Source organism: Rheinheimera tilapiae (genome assembly GCF_042432165.1).
GTDB classification, from domain to species: Bacteria; Pseudomonadota; Gammaproteobacteria; order Enterobacterales; family Alteromonadaceae; genus Pararheinheimera; species Pararheinheimera tilapiae.
Window position 1 is genome coordinate 2,360,353 of sequence record NZ_JBHLXP010000001.1, and the last position, 19,531, is coordinate 2,379,883.

Below are 19,531 nucleotides of genomic sequence, written 5' to 3' on the forward strand. Positions count from 1 at the left end.
GCAGATCAGGCAATCACGGTTTTACCAGCCATATAAGGCTGTAATACCGCTGGGATCGAGATAGAACCATCAGCCTGTTGGCAGTTTTCCAAAATAGCCACCAGCGTGCGACCAACCGCAAGGCCGGAACCATTCAACGTATGCAACAACTCAGGCTTTTTACCTTCTTCCGGACGGAAACGCGCTTGCATACGACGAGCCTGGAAATCACCCATGCTGCTGCACGAGGAAATTTCACGATAAGTATTTTGTGCCGGCAACCAGACTTCCAGATCGTAGGTTTTGCAGGAGCCAAAGCCCATGTCACCAGTGCAAAGCAACATGACCCGATACGGCAGCTCTAACAGCTGCAGCACTTTTTCTGCATGGCCAGTCAGTTCTTCCAATGCAGCCATCGATTGCGCCGGGTGTACCAGCTGCACCAGTTCCACTTTATCAAACTGATGTTGACGGATCAGGCCACGCGTATCGCGGCCGTATGAACCAGCTTCACTGCGAAAACACGGCGTGTGCGCGGTCATTTTAACCGGCAGTTCGGCCAGATCATAAATGCGGTCCCGCGCCAGATTAGTCACCGGCACTTCTGCGGTTGGGATCAGGCTCATGCCAACGCCTTCTTCTGTCGCTGGCTGGGTATGGAATAGATCAGCGCCGAATTTAGGCAATTGACCGGTGCCAAACAGTGAATCTTTATTGACCAGATAAGGCACATACATTTCGGTGTAACCATGCTGTTCCGTATGCAGATCGAGCATAAACTGAGTCAGTGCGCGGTGCAGACGGGCGATTTGGCCTTTCATCACGACAAAACGTGAACCGGCGATCTTCACGGCACTTTCAAAATCAAGGCCTTTGTCCAGCGCTTCACCAAGTGCCACGTGATCTTTGACGTCAAACTCAAACTGACGTGGTGAGCCGACCCGGCGCACCTCAACGTTACCGTGCTCGTCGTTGCCAACCGGCACCGATAAGTCCGGCAAATTCGGGATGGTTGCGGCAATAGCATCAAGTTCAGCCAACACGGCATCCAGTTGCAGCTTGGCGCGATCTAATTCAGCCCCAAGTCCATCAACTTCAGCCAGCAGCGGTGCGATATCTTCGCCCCGAGCTTTGGCATGACCAATGGCTTTAGATTTGCTATTGCGCTGATTCTGCAGTTCCTGGGTAGCCACCTGCAATTCACGCCGCTGCAGCTCCAGCGCATTGATCTTTTCGACATCCAGTACAAAACCACGAGTGGCCTGACGCGCGGCAGTTTCGGCCAGTTCGGCACGTAAATATTTGCTATCTAACATGTTTGCTTACTTCATAGTCCCCAGCTTGATACCAAGCCAGGTCAGGGTTAAACACAACACCACGTTGGTCAGCACATTCAGCGTCGCTTTGACAAAAGCGCCCTGCTGCAGCATCAACACAGTGTCCATAGAAAAAGTTGAAAAGGTGGTAAAAGCACCCAAAACACCAATGCCGACGAAGATCCGCCACGGATTCGGCGTTAACTGCTCTGTCAGGATTAAACCATAAAGCAGCCCTATGGCAAAAGAGCCGAGAATATTAACCAGCAATGTGCCAAAAGGAAATGCCCGGCCAAAAAGATGTAACATCGCTTCACTGAGGGCAAAACGCAGGCAGGCACCGGCGGCGCCTCCTACTGCGATTGCGACATAGTTAATCCACATCTGCTGCTCCGCCTTGCTGTGCCTGCTGCGCCTGTGCATCTAATTGCTGCAGATAACGCAGTTTTTCGCCAAGCTGCTTCTCAAGACCTCGATCAGTTGGTTGATAAAACTGCATCCCTTGCATCTCCACCGGCAGATAGGTCATTCCGGCGGCATAAGCGCCAGCTTCGTTGTGGGCATAGCGATAGCCTTCGCCGTAGCCAAGCTGTTTTAACAAACCACTGGCAGCATTACGCAACTGGATCGGCACGTCAAAAGAAGGCTGTTCGCGAACAAAAGCGCGCATCTGATTAAAGGCGCTATATAACGCATTACTTTTGGGTGCCAGCGCACAATAGACCGCCGCCTGTGCGATCGCGCGCTCGCCTTCGGCGGGTCCAACACGCTGAAATGTATCAAAAGCCGTCAGCGCCAGTGATAACGCGCGTGGGTCGGCATTACCGATATCTTCCGATGCAATTGCCAGCAGGCGCCGCGCGACATACAGCGGATCACCGCCACCTTCTAATATCCGGCAATACCAATATAAGGCCGCGTCCGGCTGAGAGCCGCGCACAGATTTGTGAAACGCAGAGATCAGGTCGTAATACAGCTCCCCCTGATTATCAAAACCGGGCAGTTGCCGTTCAACCAGTTGCTTTAACAAGTCCGTACTGATCTGCCCGTCACTGGAACTCTGGGCGGCAAGCTCCAGTAGATTCAGCATCTTGCGTGCATCGCCATCGGCTAGTTGTAACAACAGTTCAGCAGCATGCGGTTCCAGCGTGACCGGACTGGCCAAATTCAGCATGTTGTCGGTCAGCGCCCGGCTCAACAACTGGCGTAAATCATCGCTAGTAATTTTGCGCAGCACACAGACACGGGCACGCGACAACAAGGCGTTATTCAATGAGAACGACGGGTTTTCAGTGGTGGCGCCAATAAACACAATAGTGCCGTCTTCGATATGCGGTAAAAACGCATCCTGCTGACTTTTATTAAAACGATGTACTTCATCAACGAACAACAAAGTGCGCTGACCTTGCTGCAACCGGATCCGCGCATTGTCGATAGCTTCGCGGATTTCTTTGATGCCGGCTGTTACAGCAGAAATTTTTTCTATCGCCGCATCTGCGCTGGCGGCAATCAATTCGGCCAGACTGGTTTTGCCAGTACCCGGCGGGCCCCATAAAATCAGCGAACTGATTTGGCCGGCTTCAATAGCGCGGCGCAGCGGCGTGTCTGGGCCAACCAGATGCTGTTGGCCGACATAGTCGTGTAGGGTTTTGGGCCTTAACCGTGCAGCCAGTGGCCGCACGTCTGGCGCAAAACTAAAGGACAGATTGCTCACTTGCCGCGCAGATCAACAATATCGACGCCGTTAGGCGCACTGAATTTGAACTGGGCAGTGTCAATATTGACGTTGCTTTGCATGGCAATGAATTCAAAACTGCTGGTCTGGCCGTCCTGACTGGCTACTGCCATCTTGGCGAGACCAACACCGGAAAACTGCAACGTCAGTTTTTGTACCGGATTGTTTTTGTCTTTTGGCGTAATGGCAAAAGTTTCACCTTCACCAGTCACGTTATATAAAGCCCAGAGCTTGGCATCGCTAGAGGTCAGTAACACAAAAGGCGTTTTATCGACTTCTTTATTAGCGTCATATACTTTGAGCTCTTCCAGCGTCTCATCATAATGCCATAGCGTTTTTCCATCGCCGATCAACAGATTGGGCGCTGGACTGATGGTCTCAAAGCGAAATAAAGCCGGTTGCTTCAAGCTAAGATAACCTTCACCCTCCTGCACTTTTTTATTAGTGGCGTCGGTAACGGTTTGCTGGAAACTGGCCTGATAGCTATTCAGCCGCGCCAGTTTATATTTGAGCTGTTCGGCAGCTGTTTCCGCCGCATTAGCGAGTCCTGAGACGAATAACAGACTTAATGCAATCACTGAATGCTTCATTTAAAACCCTTTTGGCGGTGGTGGCGCTAAGACTTCGCGGTTGCCGTTATGGCCTGGACCGCTGACAATTCCAACCTGTTCCATCGTTTCCACTAACCGCGCGGCGCGGTTATAACCGATGCGGAAGCGACGCTGTACACCAGACACTGACGCCTTGCGGCTTTCAGTGACAAATGCAACCGCTTGATCAAACAGCGGATCAGCTTCGGCGTCTTCATCTTCCAGTGTTTCACCAGGTAACAGGTTTTCTTCGGTAGTTTCGCCGGACAAAATTTCCGGAATATAATTTGGCCGGCCGCGGGTTTTCCAGTCCGCAACGATGGCATGAACTTCATGGTCGTCGACAAAAGCACCGTGCACGCGATTTGGTACGCCAGAACCTGGCGGCAGATACAACATATCACCCTGGCCTAACAGGCTCTCGGCGCCCTGCTGATCCAAAATGGTCCGCGAGTCGATTTTTGACGAGACCTGGAAGGCGATCCGCGTTGGGATATTGGCTTTAATCAGGCCGGTGATCACATCGACTGATGGCCGTTGCGTTGCCAGAACCAGATGGATCCCGGCAGCACGGGCTTTTTGTGCGATCCGTGCAATCAGTTCTTCAACCTTTTTACCGACAATCATCATCATGTCGGCGAATTCGTCAATCACCACCACAATAGATGGCAATTTCTCCAGCATTGGCGGCTCGGTGCGCATATCGTCCGATGCTTTCCACAGCGGATCCCTTAGCGGCTTGCCGTCAGCAATAGCTTCGGCAACCTTGGCGTTGTAGCCTTTGAGGTTACGTACCCCCAGCATTGACATCAACTTGTAACGACGTTCCATCTCGCCAACACACCAGCGCAGACCATTGGCCGCTTCTTTCATATCGGTGACGACTTCAGTCAGCAAATGCGGGATCCCTTCATAGACCGACAGCTCGAGCATTTTGGGGTCAATCATCAGGAAACGCACGTCGTCTGGCGTCGATTTATACAGCAGACTACAAATCATCACGTTGACGCCAACTGACTTACCGGAGCCGGTGGTACCGGCGACCAGCAAGTGCGGCATCTTGGCCAGATCGGCCACCACTGCCTTGCCGGCAATGTCTTTACCCAGCACCATCGTTAGCGGAGATTTTGATTGTTCAAATACCTCATCACCAATCACTTCAGACAAGCGGACAATTTCGCGGTGTTGATTAGGTAATTCCAAACCGATAAAAGATTTCCCCGGAATAACTTCAACCACCCGCACGCTGATGGCGGACAGTGAGCGGGCCAAGTCTTTAGATAATCCGGTGATTTTCGACACTTTGACGCCTGGCGCCAGGTCGAGCTCAAACCGGGTGACGACTGGTCCCGGATAAACCCCGACCACTTTTGCATCGACATTAAAATCGAGTAACTTCACTTCAACCAAGCGTGACACCCGTTCCAGATCTTCTGCGGAGATTGGATTGACAGTACGGTTTGCCCGCTCCAGCAAACTGATTGACGGTAATGCATCGACCGGCGTCTGCTGTTGCGGATACAGGACTTCGTCCTGCGCATCGTCATCTTCTTCTGTCACTAGCGCAGGCGGAGTTACTGACGAAACTACGTGCGCAGGGGATTGGGTATGCAGGAAGCTTTGCGCCAGCTCATCGTCGGCGTAACTCTCATCAATGGCGCTATAACTCAGTTCGTCGTCGGCAATTTCATCGATACTGACAAATGCCCGGGCTTCGGTGCGGATATCCAGTGGCTGGATCGGCAGCGGCTCGACTCTGGCACCTGCTTCCGGGAAAAAGGCGCGGCTCTGTACTGAGGGATCCACTTTAATCGGGCTGGCCGCTTTGGGCTGAACCACAACCGCAGGGACTGGTTCTGTAGCGGCAGATAGTATCGGCTCTACTGCTGAAACCTCTGCGGCGACCGGCTGGTATGCACTGAAATGTGGCATATCGTTATCAGAGGGCAGCACCCGCTCTGCCTCACTGCCGACAGCAACACTAAATTCAGGCTCAATGCGCAGCGAGGAGTTGGTCTCGACCGGTTGCTCAGCAGGGAGCGACACTGCAGGAGCAGTGACTGCAGCAACAGGCTGCGGTTTCTCCGGGGCCTGGTACGGCGGCATTTTTAAGTCAGTGCGTTGCAGTGGTGCCACTAGTTTTGCTTTTGGTCTGAGCCGGCGTAGCAGTGCGTCACGGCTGGCGTTAAAATTCCACAGGTGGCGGGCAATGCTGACGGTCAGGGCGCCGAGCTGATCGGCTACTGTCAACCAGGAAATACCGGTTAACAAGGTCAGGCCGATACAAAAACTACATAATAACAGCAGGCTGGAGCCGACGAAGCTCAGTTGTGGTAATAGCAAGGCGACTAATACATCACCAACTACCCCACCGCTCGAATACATAAAGATATCGTCGAAATTGATACTGCTAATGGCGCAAGCACTGATCACCGTCAGTAACAAACCAAGCAAACGCATGCCGAGGACAAAATAATCCAGCGACAATAAATCGGTAAAACGGCGAAATAGCAGGTAGCCACAAAACGCCAGAAACGGTGGCACCAGATACGACAACCAGCCAAATACGGCAAACAGAATGTCAGCGACTTCAGCGCCAACCGGGCCGGCGATATTGCGGATATCACTGTGATAGCCGGTTTGTGTCCAGCTTGGATCGGCCGGGTCGAAACTCAGCAGTGCCAGCAACATAAACGCGGCGATGCCCAAACAGGCAATCAATCCGACTTCAACCAGGCGCTGGACTCCGTTCAGCGAAAATACAGTTTTAGCTTGCAACAGCATGACCCTATGAAAGACATTCGATAAACGCAGCAAAGATACCAGACTGCCTTTGCCACTGCACATATTTCCACGTCAGAAAACAGCGCCGGACGGGCCTTTGCTGATTTTTTATCCAGTATTGCTGCTTTCAGCCCCGCACTGCAACAAAAGTCGTTTGTTTGACTTCTTCCATCACGACATAGGTTCGGCTTTCACGCACGCTGGGCAGGCGCAATAAGGTCTCACCCAGCAATTCCCGATAGGCCGCCATATTGGCCACCCTGGTTTTTAACAGGAAGTCAAAGCTGCCGGAAACCAGATGGCATTCCAAAATTTCATCCAGTTTTTGTACCGCTTTATTAAATTCGTCAAAATCTTCCGGCGAGGTTTTACTCAGCGTAATTTCAACAAAAACTAACAGTGCCGCACCGACTTTGTTCGGGTCGACCCTGGCGTTATAGCCGAGAATGAATTGTTCCTGTTCCAGCTTACGTACCCGCTCGAGGCATGGTGTCGGGCTCAGCCCTACCCGCTTCGCTAGTTCAACGTTGGCAAGGCGACCATCGTTTTGTAATTCGGTCAGAATTTTCCGATCAATACGGTCTAATTTACGCCCGTTGGGCTGCGTCATTGCTGGCAAGTCACTTATCCTGTTATTTTGATATGCACGATATATTATGCTGCGATATCAAATTAAAACAACCAGCAATTCTACATTTATGTCTTTATACTAGCGAAAAATATCACTCCCCCTACAACAGATCAGAAAGGCGACTTCTATGATTATTGGCGTACCAAAAGAGATTAAAAACCACGAATACCGCGTCGGTATGACTCCAGCCAGCGTGCGTGAACTGGTGGCGCATGGCCACACTGTTTACGTTGAACACAACGCAGGCGACGGTATTGGTTGCGGCGATGCCGAGTATCAGGCTGCAGGCGCCAAAGTCCTGAATTCTGCCGCTGAGATTTTTGCTATCGCAGAAATGATCGTTAAAGTAAAAGAGCCTCAAGCCGTTGAACGTGCCATGTTACGTGAAGGCCAAATCCTGTTTACCTACTTACACCTGGCACCAGACCTGCCGCAAACTGAAGACTTAATCAAATCAAAAGCAATTTGTATCGCTTACGAGACGGTGACTGACAACCGTGGCGGTTTACCTTTACTGGCACCAATGTCTGAAGTGGCAGGCCGGATGTCGATCCAAGCCGGTGCCCGTGCCCTGGAAAAATCCTGTGCTGGCCGCGGCATGTTATTAGGCGGCGTGCCTGGTGTTGAGCCAGCTAAAGTCGTTGTGATCGGCGGTGGTATGGTCGGTACCAATGCTGCACAGATGGCCATTGGTCTGGGTGCTGATGTCGTAGTACTGGACCGTTCAGTTGATGTATTACGTCGCATCAACGCGCAATTTAATGGCGCAGTCAAAGCGATTTACTCTACTGCCGACGCGTTGGAAAAACACATTCTGGAAGCTGATTTAGTGATCGGTGGTGTGTTAATTCCTGGCGCTGCAGCACCGAAGCTGGTGACACGCGAACACATCCGCAAGATGAAAGCCGGCTCTGCCATTGTCGATGTCGCCATTGACCAGGGTGGTTGTGTTGAGACCTCTCGTGCCACTACGCACGCAGAACCAACCTTTATCGTCGATGACGTTGTACATTACTGTGTTGCAAACATGCCAGGTGCAGTACCACGTACATCTACCTTTGCCCTGAATAACGCCACACTGCCATTTATCATCAAATTGGCGAACAAAGGCTACAAACAGGCGCTGTTGGACGATCAACATCTGTTGAACGGTCTGAACGTGATCAATGGCCAGGTTGTCAATCAGCATGTTGCTGAAGCGCTGAACCTGAGTTATGTCGACCCACGTCAGGCTCTCTCTGCGTAAATCTGCACTCAGTACAGCAAAAAGCCGGGGAAACCCGGCTTTTTGCTGTGTATCGTCTGACAGATGCATTGCATTTCTGCCGGGGTCAGCGGCACAATGACAGAAAATGAAGGAGTATTTTTCGATGCGTATAGGCAGCTGGTTGTGCGTGTTACCCTTGCTCGGGTGCCAGGTCGATGTGTCTCAGGCCGAGGTACCGGTGTTTCCGTTAATTCCACTGCAGGCCGGCAGCCAGACACTGCAAGTGCAGCTGGCCGATACGGTTGAACGGCGTATGCGGGGTCTGATGGAACAAGCGCCAGTGCTCAATGGCATGTTGCTGGTATACGAATCGCCGCGACCGATGACTTTGTGGATGAAAAATACCCCAACCGCACTCGATGTGGCGTTTATCAATCCAAACTGGCAGATCAGCAAAATACAGGCGATGGCAGCCAACAGCGAAGATTTACATGAATCACCGGGTGATGTGATCGCAGCGCTGGAAATGCCTTTAGGCTGGTTTGCAGCTAACGGCGTTCAGGTGGGACAAAAGATCCGCAGTTGTCAGGCATTGCCGATCAGCTGTCAGTCTGGCGACTGATAAGTCGGCGCTGGCGCAGACACTACCGGCTAGGGTGTCTGCTCAGTATCGTCTTTGTGTAAATAGATGTTGGCAAACCCCATTCGCTTAAACTCACTCAACCGAAATTCTTTGATTGCAGACTTATGTTTCGTGGTCGCGGCGATTTGCTGTTCCATTTGCAGAAATTTCTGCAGATCGATACCTTCAGCAGCCGCTACGGCTTCATAGACATCGTGGAATTTGTCATAGCTAAAAGCGAGCTGCCGTTGTTGCCCTTTGAAGGTATAAGTGATGTGGCGGGCCATTTATTCTTCCTGCACTTTGTGAAAATTTTTCAACGGATTGGCGTACATGGTGCGCGCATAACTCTGGATCTCCGGCAACATATGGCCGAGCCGACTGGCAAATTTTGCTGCAGCCTGCTCGTCTGATACAGGCTCACCGGCGGCATACTGATTAGCCGGATAAATTTTATAGCCCTGATAAATTTGTTTATCGATCAGTTCTGCCAGTTGTTCCGGAGTGCTAAACCCCGCATCGACTACTTGGCCAAAATGCAGATGGATCCGGCCTTTATAGCCAGTGATCCCTTTGATGATACTATCAATATCTTCGAACTCAGCTTTTTGGTAGCCGCCGTCTTCCGCCCGTTGATATAACTCCAGCGCTTTGGCTTCATCACAGGGATCGTATTCATAAGAAATCGCTACCGGCACAATGTTCAATTGCTGCATGTAGGCAGCAAATTCCTGGCCTTCGGCTTTACCAGCCATATAAAACATTTTCAGAATGGCCGGATCGGTCTGGTCAAAACCATCTTTGGCGCGCCCTTCTTTTTGCGCGATCCAGATGTGTTGGCCTTGCTGCAGGGAATGACGGATATAAGCGGACAGCTGGCTCAGCGCTTTAAGCATTTCGCGCGGACCTTTGGCACTGCGGCGCACAATAAAACTTTTGTTTAGCTTCATCAGCGCTGTGACACAAGGCTTTTTCAGCAGATTATCACCAATAGCTATACGGGCGGTATCAAAGCCATGCTCGTGCAGGCACCAGTTGACCAATGCCGGGTCCATCGCGATATCACGGTGATTGCAGACAAACAGATACGACTGCTGTTTTGGCAAAGCATCAAGCCCACTGCAACTGACACCATCGGTGGTATGTTTCAGCGCCTGTGCCAGGTAACCTGAAACGTAACGTTGCACATCCTGTACCGTCTGCAACTTTCGCCAGTGCCGGCGTAGATACCAGCCCAACAACGGGCTCAGCACTTTACTGAGGCCACCAAAGGCTTTGCCAAATTTAAAACGGATAATCGCGGCAGTAAATTCAGGATCTGAAATGATTTGTTCGACAGCCTTTGGCACTTCGGCATCGGAGTACGGCCGGATCTCGTCAAAATTCTGCACTTCAGTGTTCACGCGGTCTACCTGTATGGGCTCAGAAACGGCGTATTTTTACCTATCTGCCGCCAACTGCCTAGCATTAATCTGCGAAACCGCCGATGTTTTCGGCAAAATCAGCAGATCTCCGACCAGATCACGCTGATTTACGCAGTGGTGTGTGAGGCGGATGGTAAGGTATCAGCCGGTCGTGCAAGCTGCTAAAGCTGTGGCCGGCATGAAACACACGTCCGGTCAACGTATCAAGCTCAGACAACAACATGAGCCGGCATTGACTGGCATCAGCAGTCAGTACTATTGCTAACGCCCGATTACGGCCACAGAGTTCCACTAAATCAAAAGGTTGTGGATGACAGCGGCTATGCTGGCTTTGCAGATAAAAACTCTTGTGTGCGCACGCCTGAGCAAATTCAAGCTGAGCAACCGCATCGACACAGGCGGAAAATACGGCTTGCTGCGGCCAGTGCAACGGCTCCAGCGCAAACAGGCACTGCCAGTAAATCTCGGCCTGGCCCAGGGTAAAGGCACCGGCTGCACTTGCCACTGAGTTTCGACAAAGTGCAGTCCGTTGCAAGCCAGCAGATGTCTGCAAACACAGCTGGTCTTGCTGCCAGCACCAGTGCCAGTCGAAATTGGGTTCGATGGGTTCAGTCACAGTTTTTCCAGGCATAATATGGCGATAACAGCGTTATATCCGAAATGGATCAAGCAGTTAAATACCATTTTGCACTAGCAGCACATGATCAGATCAGGATCGTTATAAGCCGCTGACGATCTGTTTAATCAGCGTTGGTCCCTGATAAATAAAACCGGTATAAACCTGCACCAACTGCGCACCAGCAGCGAATTTTTCCTGCGCAGCCGCCGCGCTGTCGATACCACCGACGCCGATGATTGGAAAGTCTGGCCCAACGGCCTGACGCAACTGACTAACCACCAGCGTACTTTTTTGCCGGACCGGTTGACCGCTGAGTCCGCCCATCTCTGTGCCATGTGCCAAACTCGCGACAGCTGATTTATCCAGCGTGGTATTGGTGGCGATAGCGCCGTCCATCTTGCTGCGTAACAAAGTCTCTGCCACCTGCTCGACGGCTACAGCATCCATATCTGGCGCGATTTTTACAAATACCGGTACGTATTTGCCATGTTTGGCAGCCAGATCCAGCTGCTCATTTTTGACTGCAACCAGTAGTTCAAACAGCGCTTCGCCAAACTGCAAATCACGTAGACCTGGTGTATTAGGCGAGGAAATATTGACGGTGATATAAGTCGCATACGGATAGACTTTGCGCATACAGGCGACATAGTCATCTTTGCCCTGCTCGTTTGGCGTGTCTTTATTTTTACCGATATTGATGCCAAGCACACCTTTATAACGGCTGTTCTTCACGTTCTCGACCAGATAATCCACGCCTTTGTTGTTAAAACCCATCCGGTTAATGATGGCGTCAGCCTGTGGCAAACGGAACAAACGCGGTTTGTCATTCCCAGCCTGGGGCCTTGGCGTCACAGTGCCAACCTCAATAAAACCAAAGCCCATCGCCGCAAATGCATCGATGCAGTCAGCGTTTTTATCGAGGCCTGCGGCAAGGCCTACCGGATTAGCAAAAGTAATACCGGCGACAGTGACCGGTTTTGACGGGATTTGTTGGGACCATAAAGCCTGCAGCGGCGTATGCTGCAGTAACTTCAGACTTGCCAGAGCGAAATGATGCGATTTTTCTGCATCCGTCTGAAACATCACTGAACGCGCCAACTGATAAAACATAAAAAGTCCTTAAAAAAAACCCCGCAATTTGCGGGGCATTTTACCTGTCTGTCAGCATGGACAGAAGCATTTATTTACTGCAATTACTTCACAGAATCGCAGTGATGACTGAGCAACATCAGCTCACGCAGCGCGACTGAGAACTTAGCGAACTCATGGCTCTTCGTAGTTTTGAACTCAGCCAGCATCAGGCGCCAGCGTGCTAACACGCTGTCGTTGGCGGCCAGCCAGTTGCCAACCACATCTTCGGCCACGCAGTTACCGTTACAGCTGTGTACGACGACTTGCGCTAAGGCACGTTGTTGCCAGTCCAGCTCTTCGCGATAAGAGGCACGGGCCAGCGCCTGCCAGTGGTTCGCCACTGGTTGCTGGGTAATTTGCTCTAAGAACCAGTGCAGATCCAGCTTATCACCGAGTTTAAAGTAAATCTCAGCGACCAATAACAGATCCGCTTGCTCTGCCGCAGCAACCTGAGCGATGTCCATCACCGAGAACACAGTACTGAGTTGCGCCATGTAAGCTGCAACTTCAGCCGGCACCTGTTGTTCCTGCAGTTTTTGCGCATACATCGACAATGAATCTGCTTCGGCGCGAGCCAGCAATGTATCCAGTTTCACGCTGACGCGGTCAAGCGCAGGTTTAAAGAATGCCACAGTGTCAGCAATGCTCAGTGACTTATTGCGGTGACGCAGGAACCAGCGGGTAACGCGGCGCATGGTGCGACGTAACTGGAACAGTAAACGCGTTTGCAGTTCAGCTGGAATAGCCGTGTCCAGCGCTTCCAACTTGCTCCAAATCCCCGGCAGGTCAAACAGCTCACGCGAGATGGCGTAGCTGATCGCTACTTCCGATACGCTGGAGCCAGTCTCTTCCATCATACGCTGAACGAAGTTCGCGCCCATATCATTGACCAACATGTTGGCCAGTTTGGTTGCGATGATTTCGGCCTTCAGCGGGTGCGTTTCCATTTCAGCGGCAAACTTATCCACCAGCACGCTCGGGAAAGCACCCAGCAGCAGCTGTTTGAAATATGGCGCTTCTGAAACCTCTGGTGTGACCAGTTGTTCTTTCAGCACCATCTTGCCATACGCTGTCAGGATCGACATTTCCGGACGGGTCAGACCCTGGCCTTTGACCATGCGTTCGGCCAGAGCTTCGTCTGTCGGCAGGAATTCCAGTTCACGGTTCAGTTTGCCGTCTTTTTCCAGCGCGTGGATAAAGCGGGTGTATTCTTTCAGCTGCTCAGCACCAAGCAGCATCGACACCGAAATTGACTGCGTTTGACGGTAACAGTCGCTGATCACGATATCCGCGACGTCGTTGGTCATGCTGTACAGCAGATCATTACGCTGTTTCAGCGTCATGTCGCCACTGGCGACCAGCGCGTTTAACAAGATCTTGATATTTACTTCGTTGTCAGAACAATCCACACCGCCGACGTTATCGATAAAGTCGGTGTTAATGCGGCCACCGTTCATCGCGTATTCGATACGGCCACGTTGGGTTGTGCCCAGGTTACCGCCTTCGCCGATGATGCGGGCTTTGACTTCTTTGCCGTTGACGCGCAGCGGCTCAGAAGCACGGTCGCCTACTTCGGCATGCGTTTCGTCAGACGCTTTAACATAAGTACCGATACCGCCATTCCAAATCAGGTCGACATCCATCATCAACGAGGCACGGATAAACTCATTTGGCGTCAGGCTTGCAGCAGTCACACCGAGCATTTGCTGCATTTGCGGCGTCAGTTTGATCGACTTGGCACTGCGCAGGAAAATACCACCGCCCTCAGAGATCAAGTCTTTGTTGTAATCGTCCCAGGTCGAGGTTGGCAGATTAAACATACGCTGGCGCTCAACAAATGAGCTGGCTGCTACCGGGTTCGGGTCCACAAAAATATGCATGTGGTTAAATGCCACTTGCAGGCGGATATGTTCAGATAACAGCATGCCGTTACCAAACACGTCACCGGCCATGTCACCGATACCAACACAAGTAAAATCAGTGCTTTGGCAGTCAATGCCAACTTCACGGAAGTGACGTTTGACCGATTCCCAACCACCGCGGGCTGTAATACCCATACCTTTGTGGTCGTAACCATTCGAGCCACCGGACGCGAAAGCATCACCTAACCAGTGGTTGTATTCCAGTGAAATACCGTTAGCGATATCTGAGAATGTCGCAGTGCCTTTGTCGGCAGCAACTACCAGATATGGGTCGTCTTCATCCAGTCGTACCACCGACTTCGGCGGCACAATAGCGCCGGCGACGATGTTATCAGTGATATCGAGCAATGCACGGATAAAGGTGCGGTAACAGGCTTTACCTTCGTTCAGCCAGGCTTCGCGACCACCAGTTGTTGGCAGCTTTTTACAGACGAAACCACCCTTGGCACCAACCGGCACAATCACGGTGTTCTTCACTTGTTGTGCTTTCACCAGACCCAGCACTTCGGTACGGAAGTCTTCACGGCGATCCGACCAACGCAGACCACCGCGGGCTACTTTACCAAAGCGTAAATGCACGCCTTCAACCTTCGGTGAATACACGAAGATCTCAAAGAATGGCAATGGCAGCGGCATATCCGGGATCTGTGATGGCCGGACTTTAAAGGAAATATAAGGTTTTTGGCTGCCATCGGCGGCGTTCTGGAAGTAGTTAGTGCGAACAATCGCCTGAATAATCGCCAGGAAACGGCGGATGATCCGGTCATCGTCCAGGTTCGCTACTTGCTCCAGCTGCGCCAGAATTTCTGCTTCAACTGCAGCTGTTACTTCAGCAGTCGCGGTGGCTGCCGGATCAAATTTGCTGTTAAACAGTTTCACCAGCAAATTCGCCAGCTGCGGGTAACGGCCAAAAGTTGATTCGATGTAAGCCTGGCTGAATGTACCGCCAATCTGACGTTTGTATTTGGCAAAAGAACGCAATAACGAGGCTTCGCGACCAGTCAGGCCGGCACCTAAAATCAGCCGGTTGAAACCGTCGTCTTCCAGATCGCCCTTCCAGACTTTATCAAAAGCGTCCTGGAACAACTGCTGGGCTTTTTCAAAGTCAGCCGGCATAGCACCGTTTACTTCCATACTGAAATTCAGTACCCAGCCGACCGAGCCATCCGGACAACGCACGGCATACGGCGTTTCACCGATCACACGCAGACCAAAGTTTTCCAGCATTGGTAATACGTCAGACAGGTGGATTGGACGGTCTTTGTGGAACAGATTCAAACGCACTGCTTTGCTGTCGGCAGCCTCTTCTTGTGGCCGGTAAAACAGCATTTCCAACGGATGATCGGCACTTAATGCTTCGAGTTTCGCAATATCGACCAACGCGTCATTGGGTAACATTTCATCTTTGTACGCGCGTGGGAATGCGTTCAGGTATTTGTTGCCCAGCTCACGACCGCGCACTTCACCGAAACTGCCGACCAAGGCGGTGGCCAGTTTATCTTCCCAGGTACGGGCGGCTTCAATCAGATTTTGTTCGATTTCTTTCACATTGAACTCGACTGTGCTGTCGTTGATCCGCACGAAATAATGGGTGCGTGCCAACACGGATTCAGAGAAATAAGTGGTAAATTCCACCGGCTCATCACTGCCAAGGAAACCTTGCAGGATCTTTTGGGTGTCTTTACGCAGCTGAGTGTTATAGCGTTCGCGCGGGACATACACCATGGCGGAAACAAAGCGGCCAAAGGCGTCTTTACGCAAAAACAGTCGCGTCATATCACGCTCTTGCATCTGCAGTACACCAGTTGCCACATCCAGCAGCTCGTCATAATCAGCCTGGATCAGCTCATCACGTGGATAGGTTTCCAGAATATTCAACAGCGCCTTGTAAGCGTGGGTCCCCACAGCAAAACCGGACTGTTCCATCACCTTGGCCAGCTTGTTTTTTAACAGCGGGATATCCGCCGCGCTGTTGTTGTACAAGGAACTGGAATACAAACCAATAAAGCGGTCTTCACCGACTACCTGCCCCTTGGCGTCAAAACGTTTGATGCCGATGTAGTCGATATAGGCAGGTCGGTGGACACGGGATTTGTTATTGGTTTTCGTCAGGATTAACAAATCCGAACTCAGCGCCTGTTTGCGCGCCACATCCGGCAAGTCACTTAACATCAAATCACGAGACGTGCTGCGACGCATCAGGCCTAAAGCGCTGTCTGCAATGCCTTCGATTTTATAATCGCCGGCAATCGGCACGATGGCATACTGGCGGTAACCGAGTAATGTGAAGTTATCCTTCACCAGCCAGTTCAGGAAATCAGTCGCCTGCTGCAGTTGTTCAGCGGAAGCCAGACCAGCATGCTTTGGCAGATCCGCAATGACCTGCTCCAGTTTTGCCCGGGTCGGCTGCCAGTCAATCACGGCCAGCGACACATCCTGCATCACTGAGCTCAGCTCAGCGGTCAGTTGTTCCATCGCCGCTTTATCCGTCATCCGGTCGATTTCAACGTGGAACACAGTCTGTTTCGTCGATGGATTGGTTTTGGTACCTAATTTATGGAATTCGGTAATATTGCCTTTGTCGTCACGGAAAGTTTGTAACGGATGATGCAATAACAGGTGCGCAGTAATGTTGTGGCGATTCAATGCAATTCGCAATGAATCTACCAGGAATGGCATATCTTTGATCACCAGCTCGACGATGGTGTGCTTGGATTCCCAGCCGTTTTTGGCAATTTCCGGATTAAATACACGGATCATCGCCTCATCGCTATGGTGGCCATTAAAGGTCTGCCACAGGCTCAGTGTCGCGCCGTATAAATCGCTATCAATCCGACCGACCAAGTCGTCATGCGCGACATTGCCATACAAGGTGAAGGCGAATTTCTCGACCAGGTCGACCTGATCTTTGACTTTCTGACGAATAAGTTTGCTTACGTTTTGTAGTAGTACAGATGGTTGACCGTCTATCAGTGCCATTTTTGTATCCTTATTTTGTCACCGCCCGGGGGGGAGCAGGACATTTGTGCATAATGTACAGAGCGTGTCAGGTGCGAAGTTTATTGAGAATTGTAGTGCTTTTCGAGCTTTATTTCTGCCTTTCATTCTGGTTGTACCAGTCGTAAAAGCCAGATTTGACAAGATATTCAGCGGGATTAAATAACAAAATGGCCTTTCGGCCATTTTCATCAGACTTTTTGCATAAAGATGCGTTTTGCATCTTTATGCAATTTCGTAGTTTGTACGCCGTTTATTTACGCTGTGGCCAGAAAAACGCAGCCAGTGCCGGCAATACAAACACCGCACCGAGCATGTTCACCACAAACATAAAGGTCAACAGAATACCCATATCGACCTGGAATTTCAGCGCCGAGAATACCCAGGTACTAACGCCAATGGCCAGTGTCACCGCGGTAAACAGCACGGCACTGCCGGTTGATTTCAACGCGTTGAAATATGCGGTACGCAGCGGTACACCATCGCGCAGCGGTTGCGTCATATTGGTCAGGATGTAGATGCCGTAGTCGACGCCAATACCAACACCAAGCGCTATCACCGGCAAGGTCGACACTGTCAGACCAATTTCCAGATAAGTCATCAGCGCAGTAGCTAACATCGTCACCACGTACAACGGCACAATCACCGCCGTAGTAGCCCGTAACGACCGGAAACTGAGCAGGCACAACACAATCACCGCAGCATAAACGTACCAGGTCATCGGATCTTGTGCCGCAGCTACTGCTTCATTGGTTGCAGCCATCACACCGACCGGACCGGATGCCAGCATGAACTTAGTCTGGTCAGTACCGAGTTCTTTGCCGATCCGCTTGGCCTCAGCCACTACTTTTTCGATAGTCTCGGCTTTGTGATCCTGCAAGAACAGGATGACCGGCATTACTGAACAGTCAGGGTTTAACAGACCAGTACTGGTTTCGACCCGGCTGGACGATTGCACCAGCGATTCAGTCGTGCGTGGCAGTACCCGCCACTTCACGTTGCCTTCGTTAAATGCCGCATTGATGGTTTTTGATACCGATGCCAACGAAACCGCACTTTGAACACCGGGTACGTTTTCCATCTGCCATTGGAACTGATCAATTTTTTCCATGATGGGGTGGAAAGTACAGCCATTGGCATCGGTCTCCACCATCACATTGATATAGTCCACTGAAATGGCGTAGCGGTCAGTGATCAGGAAAGTGTCCTGGTTGTAGCGAGAATCCTCGTGCAATGCCGCAGCGCCCGGGTGCAAATCACCAATTTTCAGCTCTTTACTTTGTTGATAACCAAACACAAACAGTGCAGCCGTCACCAACAAAATCGGTGCAGCAACTTTCCGCTCGGTACAGGCTGACAGCGCATACCAGAACTTATCCGCTTTTGGCGTCGGTGCTGACACTGCCTGCACGTATTTATCGCTAAACCGGATATACGACATCAGGACAGGCAACAGGATCAGGTTGGTCAGAATAATCACGCCAACGCCGAGACTGGCCGTGATCGCCAGCTCTCTGATCACACCAATATCAATAGCCAGTAACGTAATAAAGCCAACGGTATCGGACAACAGTGCCACGCCACCCGGGATCAGTAACTTACGGAAGCTGGCCTGAGCTGCGGTTTTAGCGTCCAGTCCTTCAGCAACCGATTTACCGGTCGCGTTGATCATCTGAACACCATGGCTAACGCCAATGGCAAAAATCAGGAACGGCACCAGAATCGACATCGGGTCAATACCAAAGCCCACCACGGTCAGCAGGCCCATTTGCCAAATCACTGCAATCAGCGAACAGCCAATCGGCAGTAATGTCAGCTTCATCGAGCGCGAGAACATATAGACCATGATCGCCGTAATAAAGATCGCTACGGCGAAAAATACCAACACGCCTTTCGCGCCTTGCGCGACGTCACCAACCATTTTGGCAAAACCAATGATATGGACAGTGATTTTGTCATTCTCAAACTGGCCGCGCACATCAGCCTCTAACTGGCTGGCAAAGGCGATCGTATCAAGTTTTTCCAGCGTATCCGGATTCACTTCCTGTAACTGGGCGGTGACCATGGCACAGCTGTAATCATCCGCCACCATCCGGCCAACAATGCCGGCTTTGTCCACGTTTTGCCGAACTATCGACAGGCCGCGTTCATCGGCAGTGAAATCAGCCGGGATCACCGGGCCACCGGCAAATCCGTCTTCAACCACTTCAACAAAACGAGTGCTGGGACTAAACAGCGACTTGACTAACACCCGGTCCACACCAGGCATGTAATACACCTGATCATGGATTTTCCTGAAGGTTTCAAAGAAGTTCGGATTAAATATGTTGCCGGACGTATCACAGACCGAGATCAAAATATTGTTAGCACCACCAAAATCTTTGGCGTGCTTCATATACGTCTGCATATACGGATGCGCCAGCGGGATATTTTTAGTAAAGGCTGCATCCAACTTGATTTGGCTGGCTTTGAATAACAAAAATAATGTTGCCAACACGAACGTGATCACCACCAGACCACGATGGCGGAACAACGCATATTCACACTTATTGATAAAACGATTTGCGCTCATAA

General features: G+C 51.2%; 14 protein-coding genes. 2 read left to right on the top strand and 12 right to left on the bottom strand.

The window, feature by feature from the left end:
- Window positions 1-5: 5 nt before the first annotated feature.
- The 6 genes from serS to lrp all read right to left on the bottom strand — a co-directional run bounded on the left by serS (window position 6) and on the right by lrp (window position 7,014).
- On the bottom strand, window positions 6-1,295 hold the full coding sequence (gene serS, locus ACFFJP_RS10225; protein WP_377243055.1) for a serine--tRNA ligase: 1,290 nt from the start codon (window positions 1,293-1,295) through the stop codon (window positions 6-8).
- A 6-nt stretch (window positions 1,296-1,301) separates the two neighbouring features.
- On the bottom strand, window positions 1,302-1,679 hold the full coding sequence (gene crcB / locus ACFFJP_RS10230) for a fluoride efflux transporter CrcB (RefSeq protein WP_377243057.1): 378 nt from the start codon (window positions 1,677-1,679) through the stop codon (window positions 1,302-1,304).
- A complete protein-coding gene (locus ACFFJP_RS10235; protein WP_377243059.1) occupies window positions 1,669-3,009 on the bottom strand; it encodes a replication-associated recombination protein A in 1,341 nt (446 codons plus the stop codon). Before ACFFJP_RS10235 ends, crcB begins: the two co-directional genes overlap by 11 nt.
- Entirely contained in the window at window positions 3,006-3,620 is a 615-nt protein-coding gene (gene lolA / locus ACFFJP_RS10240; RefSeq protein ID WP_377243061.1) for an outer membrane lipoprotein periplasmic chaperone LolA, read from the bottom strand. The genes ACFFJP_RS10235 and lolA overlap by 4 nt, the downstream gene beginning before the upstream one ends.
- Window positions 3,621-6,398, bottom strand: a complete 2,778-nt coding sequence (locus ACFFJP_RS10245; RefSeq protein WP_446686824.1) for a DNA translocase FtsK — start codon at window positions 6,396-6,398, stop codon at window positions 3,621-3,623. It lies immediately after the preceding gene.
- 133 nt (window positions 6,399-6,531) lie between these two features.
- The gene (lrp, locus tag ACFFJP_RS10250; protein WP_208933512.1) at window positions 6,532-7,014 is read right to left on the bottom strand and encodes a leucine-responsive transcriptional regulator Lrp; all 483 of its coding nucleotides are present in this window, start codon (window positions 7,012-7,014) and stop codon (window positions 6,532-6,534) included.
- A gap of 148 nt (window positions 7,015-7,162) precedes the next feature.
- Between lrp and ald the strand changes: the two genes are divergently transcribed.
- A complete protein-coding gene (gene ald, locus ACFFJP_RS10255) occupies window positions 7,163-8,281 on the top strand; it encodes an alanine dehydrogenase (protein ID WP_377243065.1) in 1,119 nt (372 codons plus the stop codon).
- Window positions 8,282-8,405: 124 nt separating this feature from the next.
- A complete protein-coding gene (locus ACFFJP_RS10260) occupies window positions 8,406-8,864 on the top strand; it encodes a DUF192 domain-containing protein (RefSeq protein ID WP_377243067.1) in 459 nt (152 codons plus the stop codon).
- A gap of 29 nt (window positions 8,865-8,893) precedes the next feature.
- Here ACFFJP_RS10260 and ACFFJP_RS10265 read toward each other — a convergent pair whose 3' ends face one another.
- From ACFFJP_RS10265 to ACFFJP_RS10290, 6 genes are all read right to left on the bottom strand, one after another.
- Complete coding sequence (locus ACFFJP_RS10265; protein WP_377243069.1) at window positions 8,894-9,151, bottom strand: DUF2960 domain-containing protein; 258 nt, start codon at window positions 9,149-9,151, stop codon at window positions 8,894-8,896.
- Entirely contained in the window at window positions 9,152-10,267 is a 1,116-nt protein-coding gene (locus tag ACFFJP_RS10270; protein ID WP_377243071.1) for a lysophospholipid acyltransferase family protein, read from the bottom strand.
- Window positions 10,268-10,385: 118 nt separating this feature from the next.
- Window positions 10,386-10,904, bottom strand: a complete 519-nt coding sequence (locus ACFFJP_RS10275) for a hypothetical protein (RefSeq protein WP_377243073.1) — start codon at window positions 10,902-10,904, stop codon at window positions 10,386-10,388.
- 102 nt (window positions 10,905-11,006) lie between these two features.
- Window positions 11,007-12,017: a quinone-dependent dihydroorotate dehydrogenase gene (pyrD, locus tag ACFFJP_RS10280; protein ID WP_377243075.1), complete on the bottom strand. Its 1,011-nt coding sequence runs from the start codon at window positions 12,015-12,017 to the stop codon at window positions 11,007-11,009.
- An 83-nt stretch (window positions 12,018-12,100) separates the two neighbouring features.
- The gene (locus ACFFJP_RS10285; protein WP_377243077.1) at window positions 12,101-16,939 is read right to left on the bottom strand and encodes an NAD-glutamate dehydrogenase; all 4,839 of its coding nucleotides are present in this window, start codon (window positions 16,937-16,939) and stop codon (window positions 12,101-12,103) included.
- A gap of 271 nt (window positions 16,940-17,210) precedes the next feature.
- Complete coding sequence (locus ACFFJP_RS10290; RefSeq protein WP_377243079.1) at window positions 17,211-19,529, bottom strand: efflux RND transporter permease subunit; 2,319 nt, start codon at window positions 19,527-19,529, stop codon at window positions 17,211-17,213.
- Window positions 19,530-19,531 lie beyond the last annotated feature (2 nt).

What these genes read in the sequence shown, in the direction of transcription:
- ACFFJP_RS10290 (WP_377243079.1), bottom strand. Translation starts at nt 19,529, where the DNA reads ATGAGCGCAAATCGTTTTATCAATAAGTGTGAATATGCGTTGTTCCGC.
- lolA (WP_377243061.1), bottom strand. Translation starts at nt 3,620, where the DNA reads ATGAAGCATTCAGTGATTGCATTAAGTCTGTTATTCGTCTCAGGACTC.
- ald (WP_377243065.1), top strand. Translation starts at nt 7,163, where the DNA reads ATGATTATTGGCGTACCAAAAGAGATTAAAAACCACGAATACCGCGTC.
- ACFFJP_RS10260 (WP_377243067.1), top strand. Translation starts at nt 8,406, where the DNA reads ATGCGTATAGGCAGCTGGTTGTGCGTGTTACCCTTGCTCGGGTGCCAG.
- serS (WP_377243055.1), bottom strand. Translation starts at nt 1,295, where the DNA reads ATGTTAGATAGCAAATATTTACGTGCCGAACTGGCCGAAACTGCCGCG.
- ACFFJP_RS10265 (WP_377243069.1), bottom strand. Translation starts at nt 9,151, where the DNA reads ATGGCCCGCCACATCACTTATACCTTCAAAGGGCAACAACGGCAGCTC.
- ACFFJP_RS10285 (WP_377243077.1), bottom strand. Translation starts at nt 16,939, where the DNA reads ATGGCACTGATAGACGGTCAACCATCTGTACTACTACAAAACGTAAGC.
- pyrD (WP_377243075.1), bottom strand. Translation starts at nt 12,017, where the DNA reads ATGTTTTATCAGTTGGCGCGTTCAGTGATGTTTCAGACGGATGCAGAA.
- lrp (WP_208933512.1), bottom strand. Translation starts at nt 7,014, where the DNA reads ATGACGCAGCCCAACGGGCGTAAATTAGACCGTATTGATCGGAAAATT.
- crcB (WP_377243057.1), bottom strand. Translation starts at nt 1,679, where the DNA reads ATGTGGATTAACTATGTCGCAATCGCAGTAGGAGGCGCCGCCGGTGCC.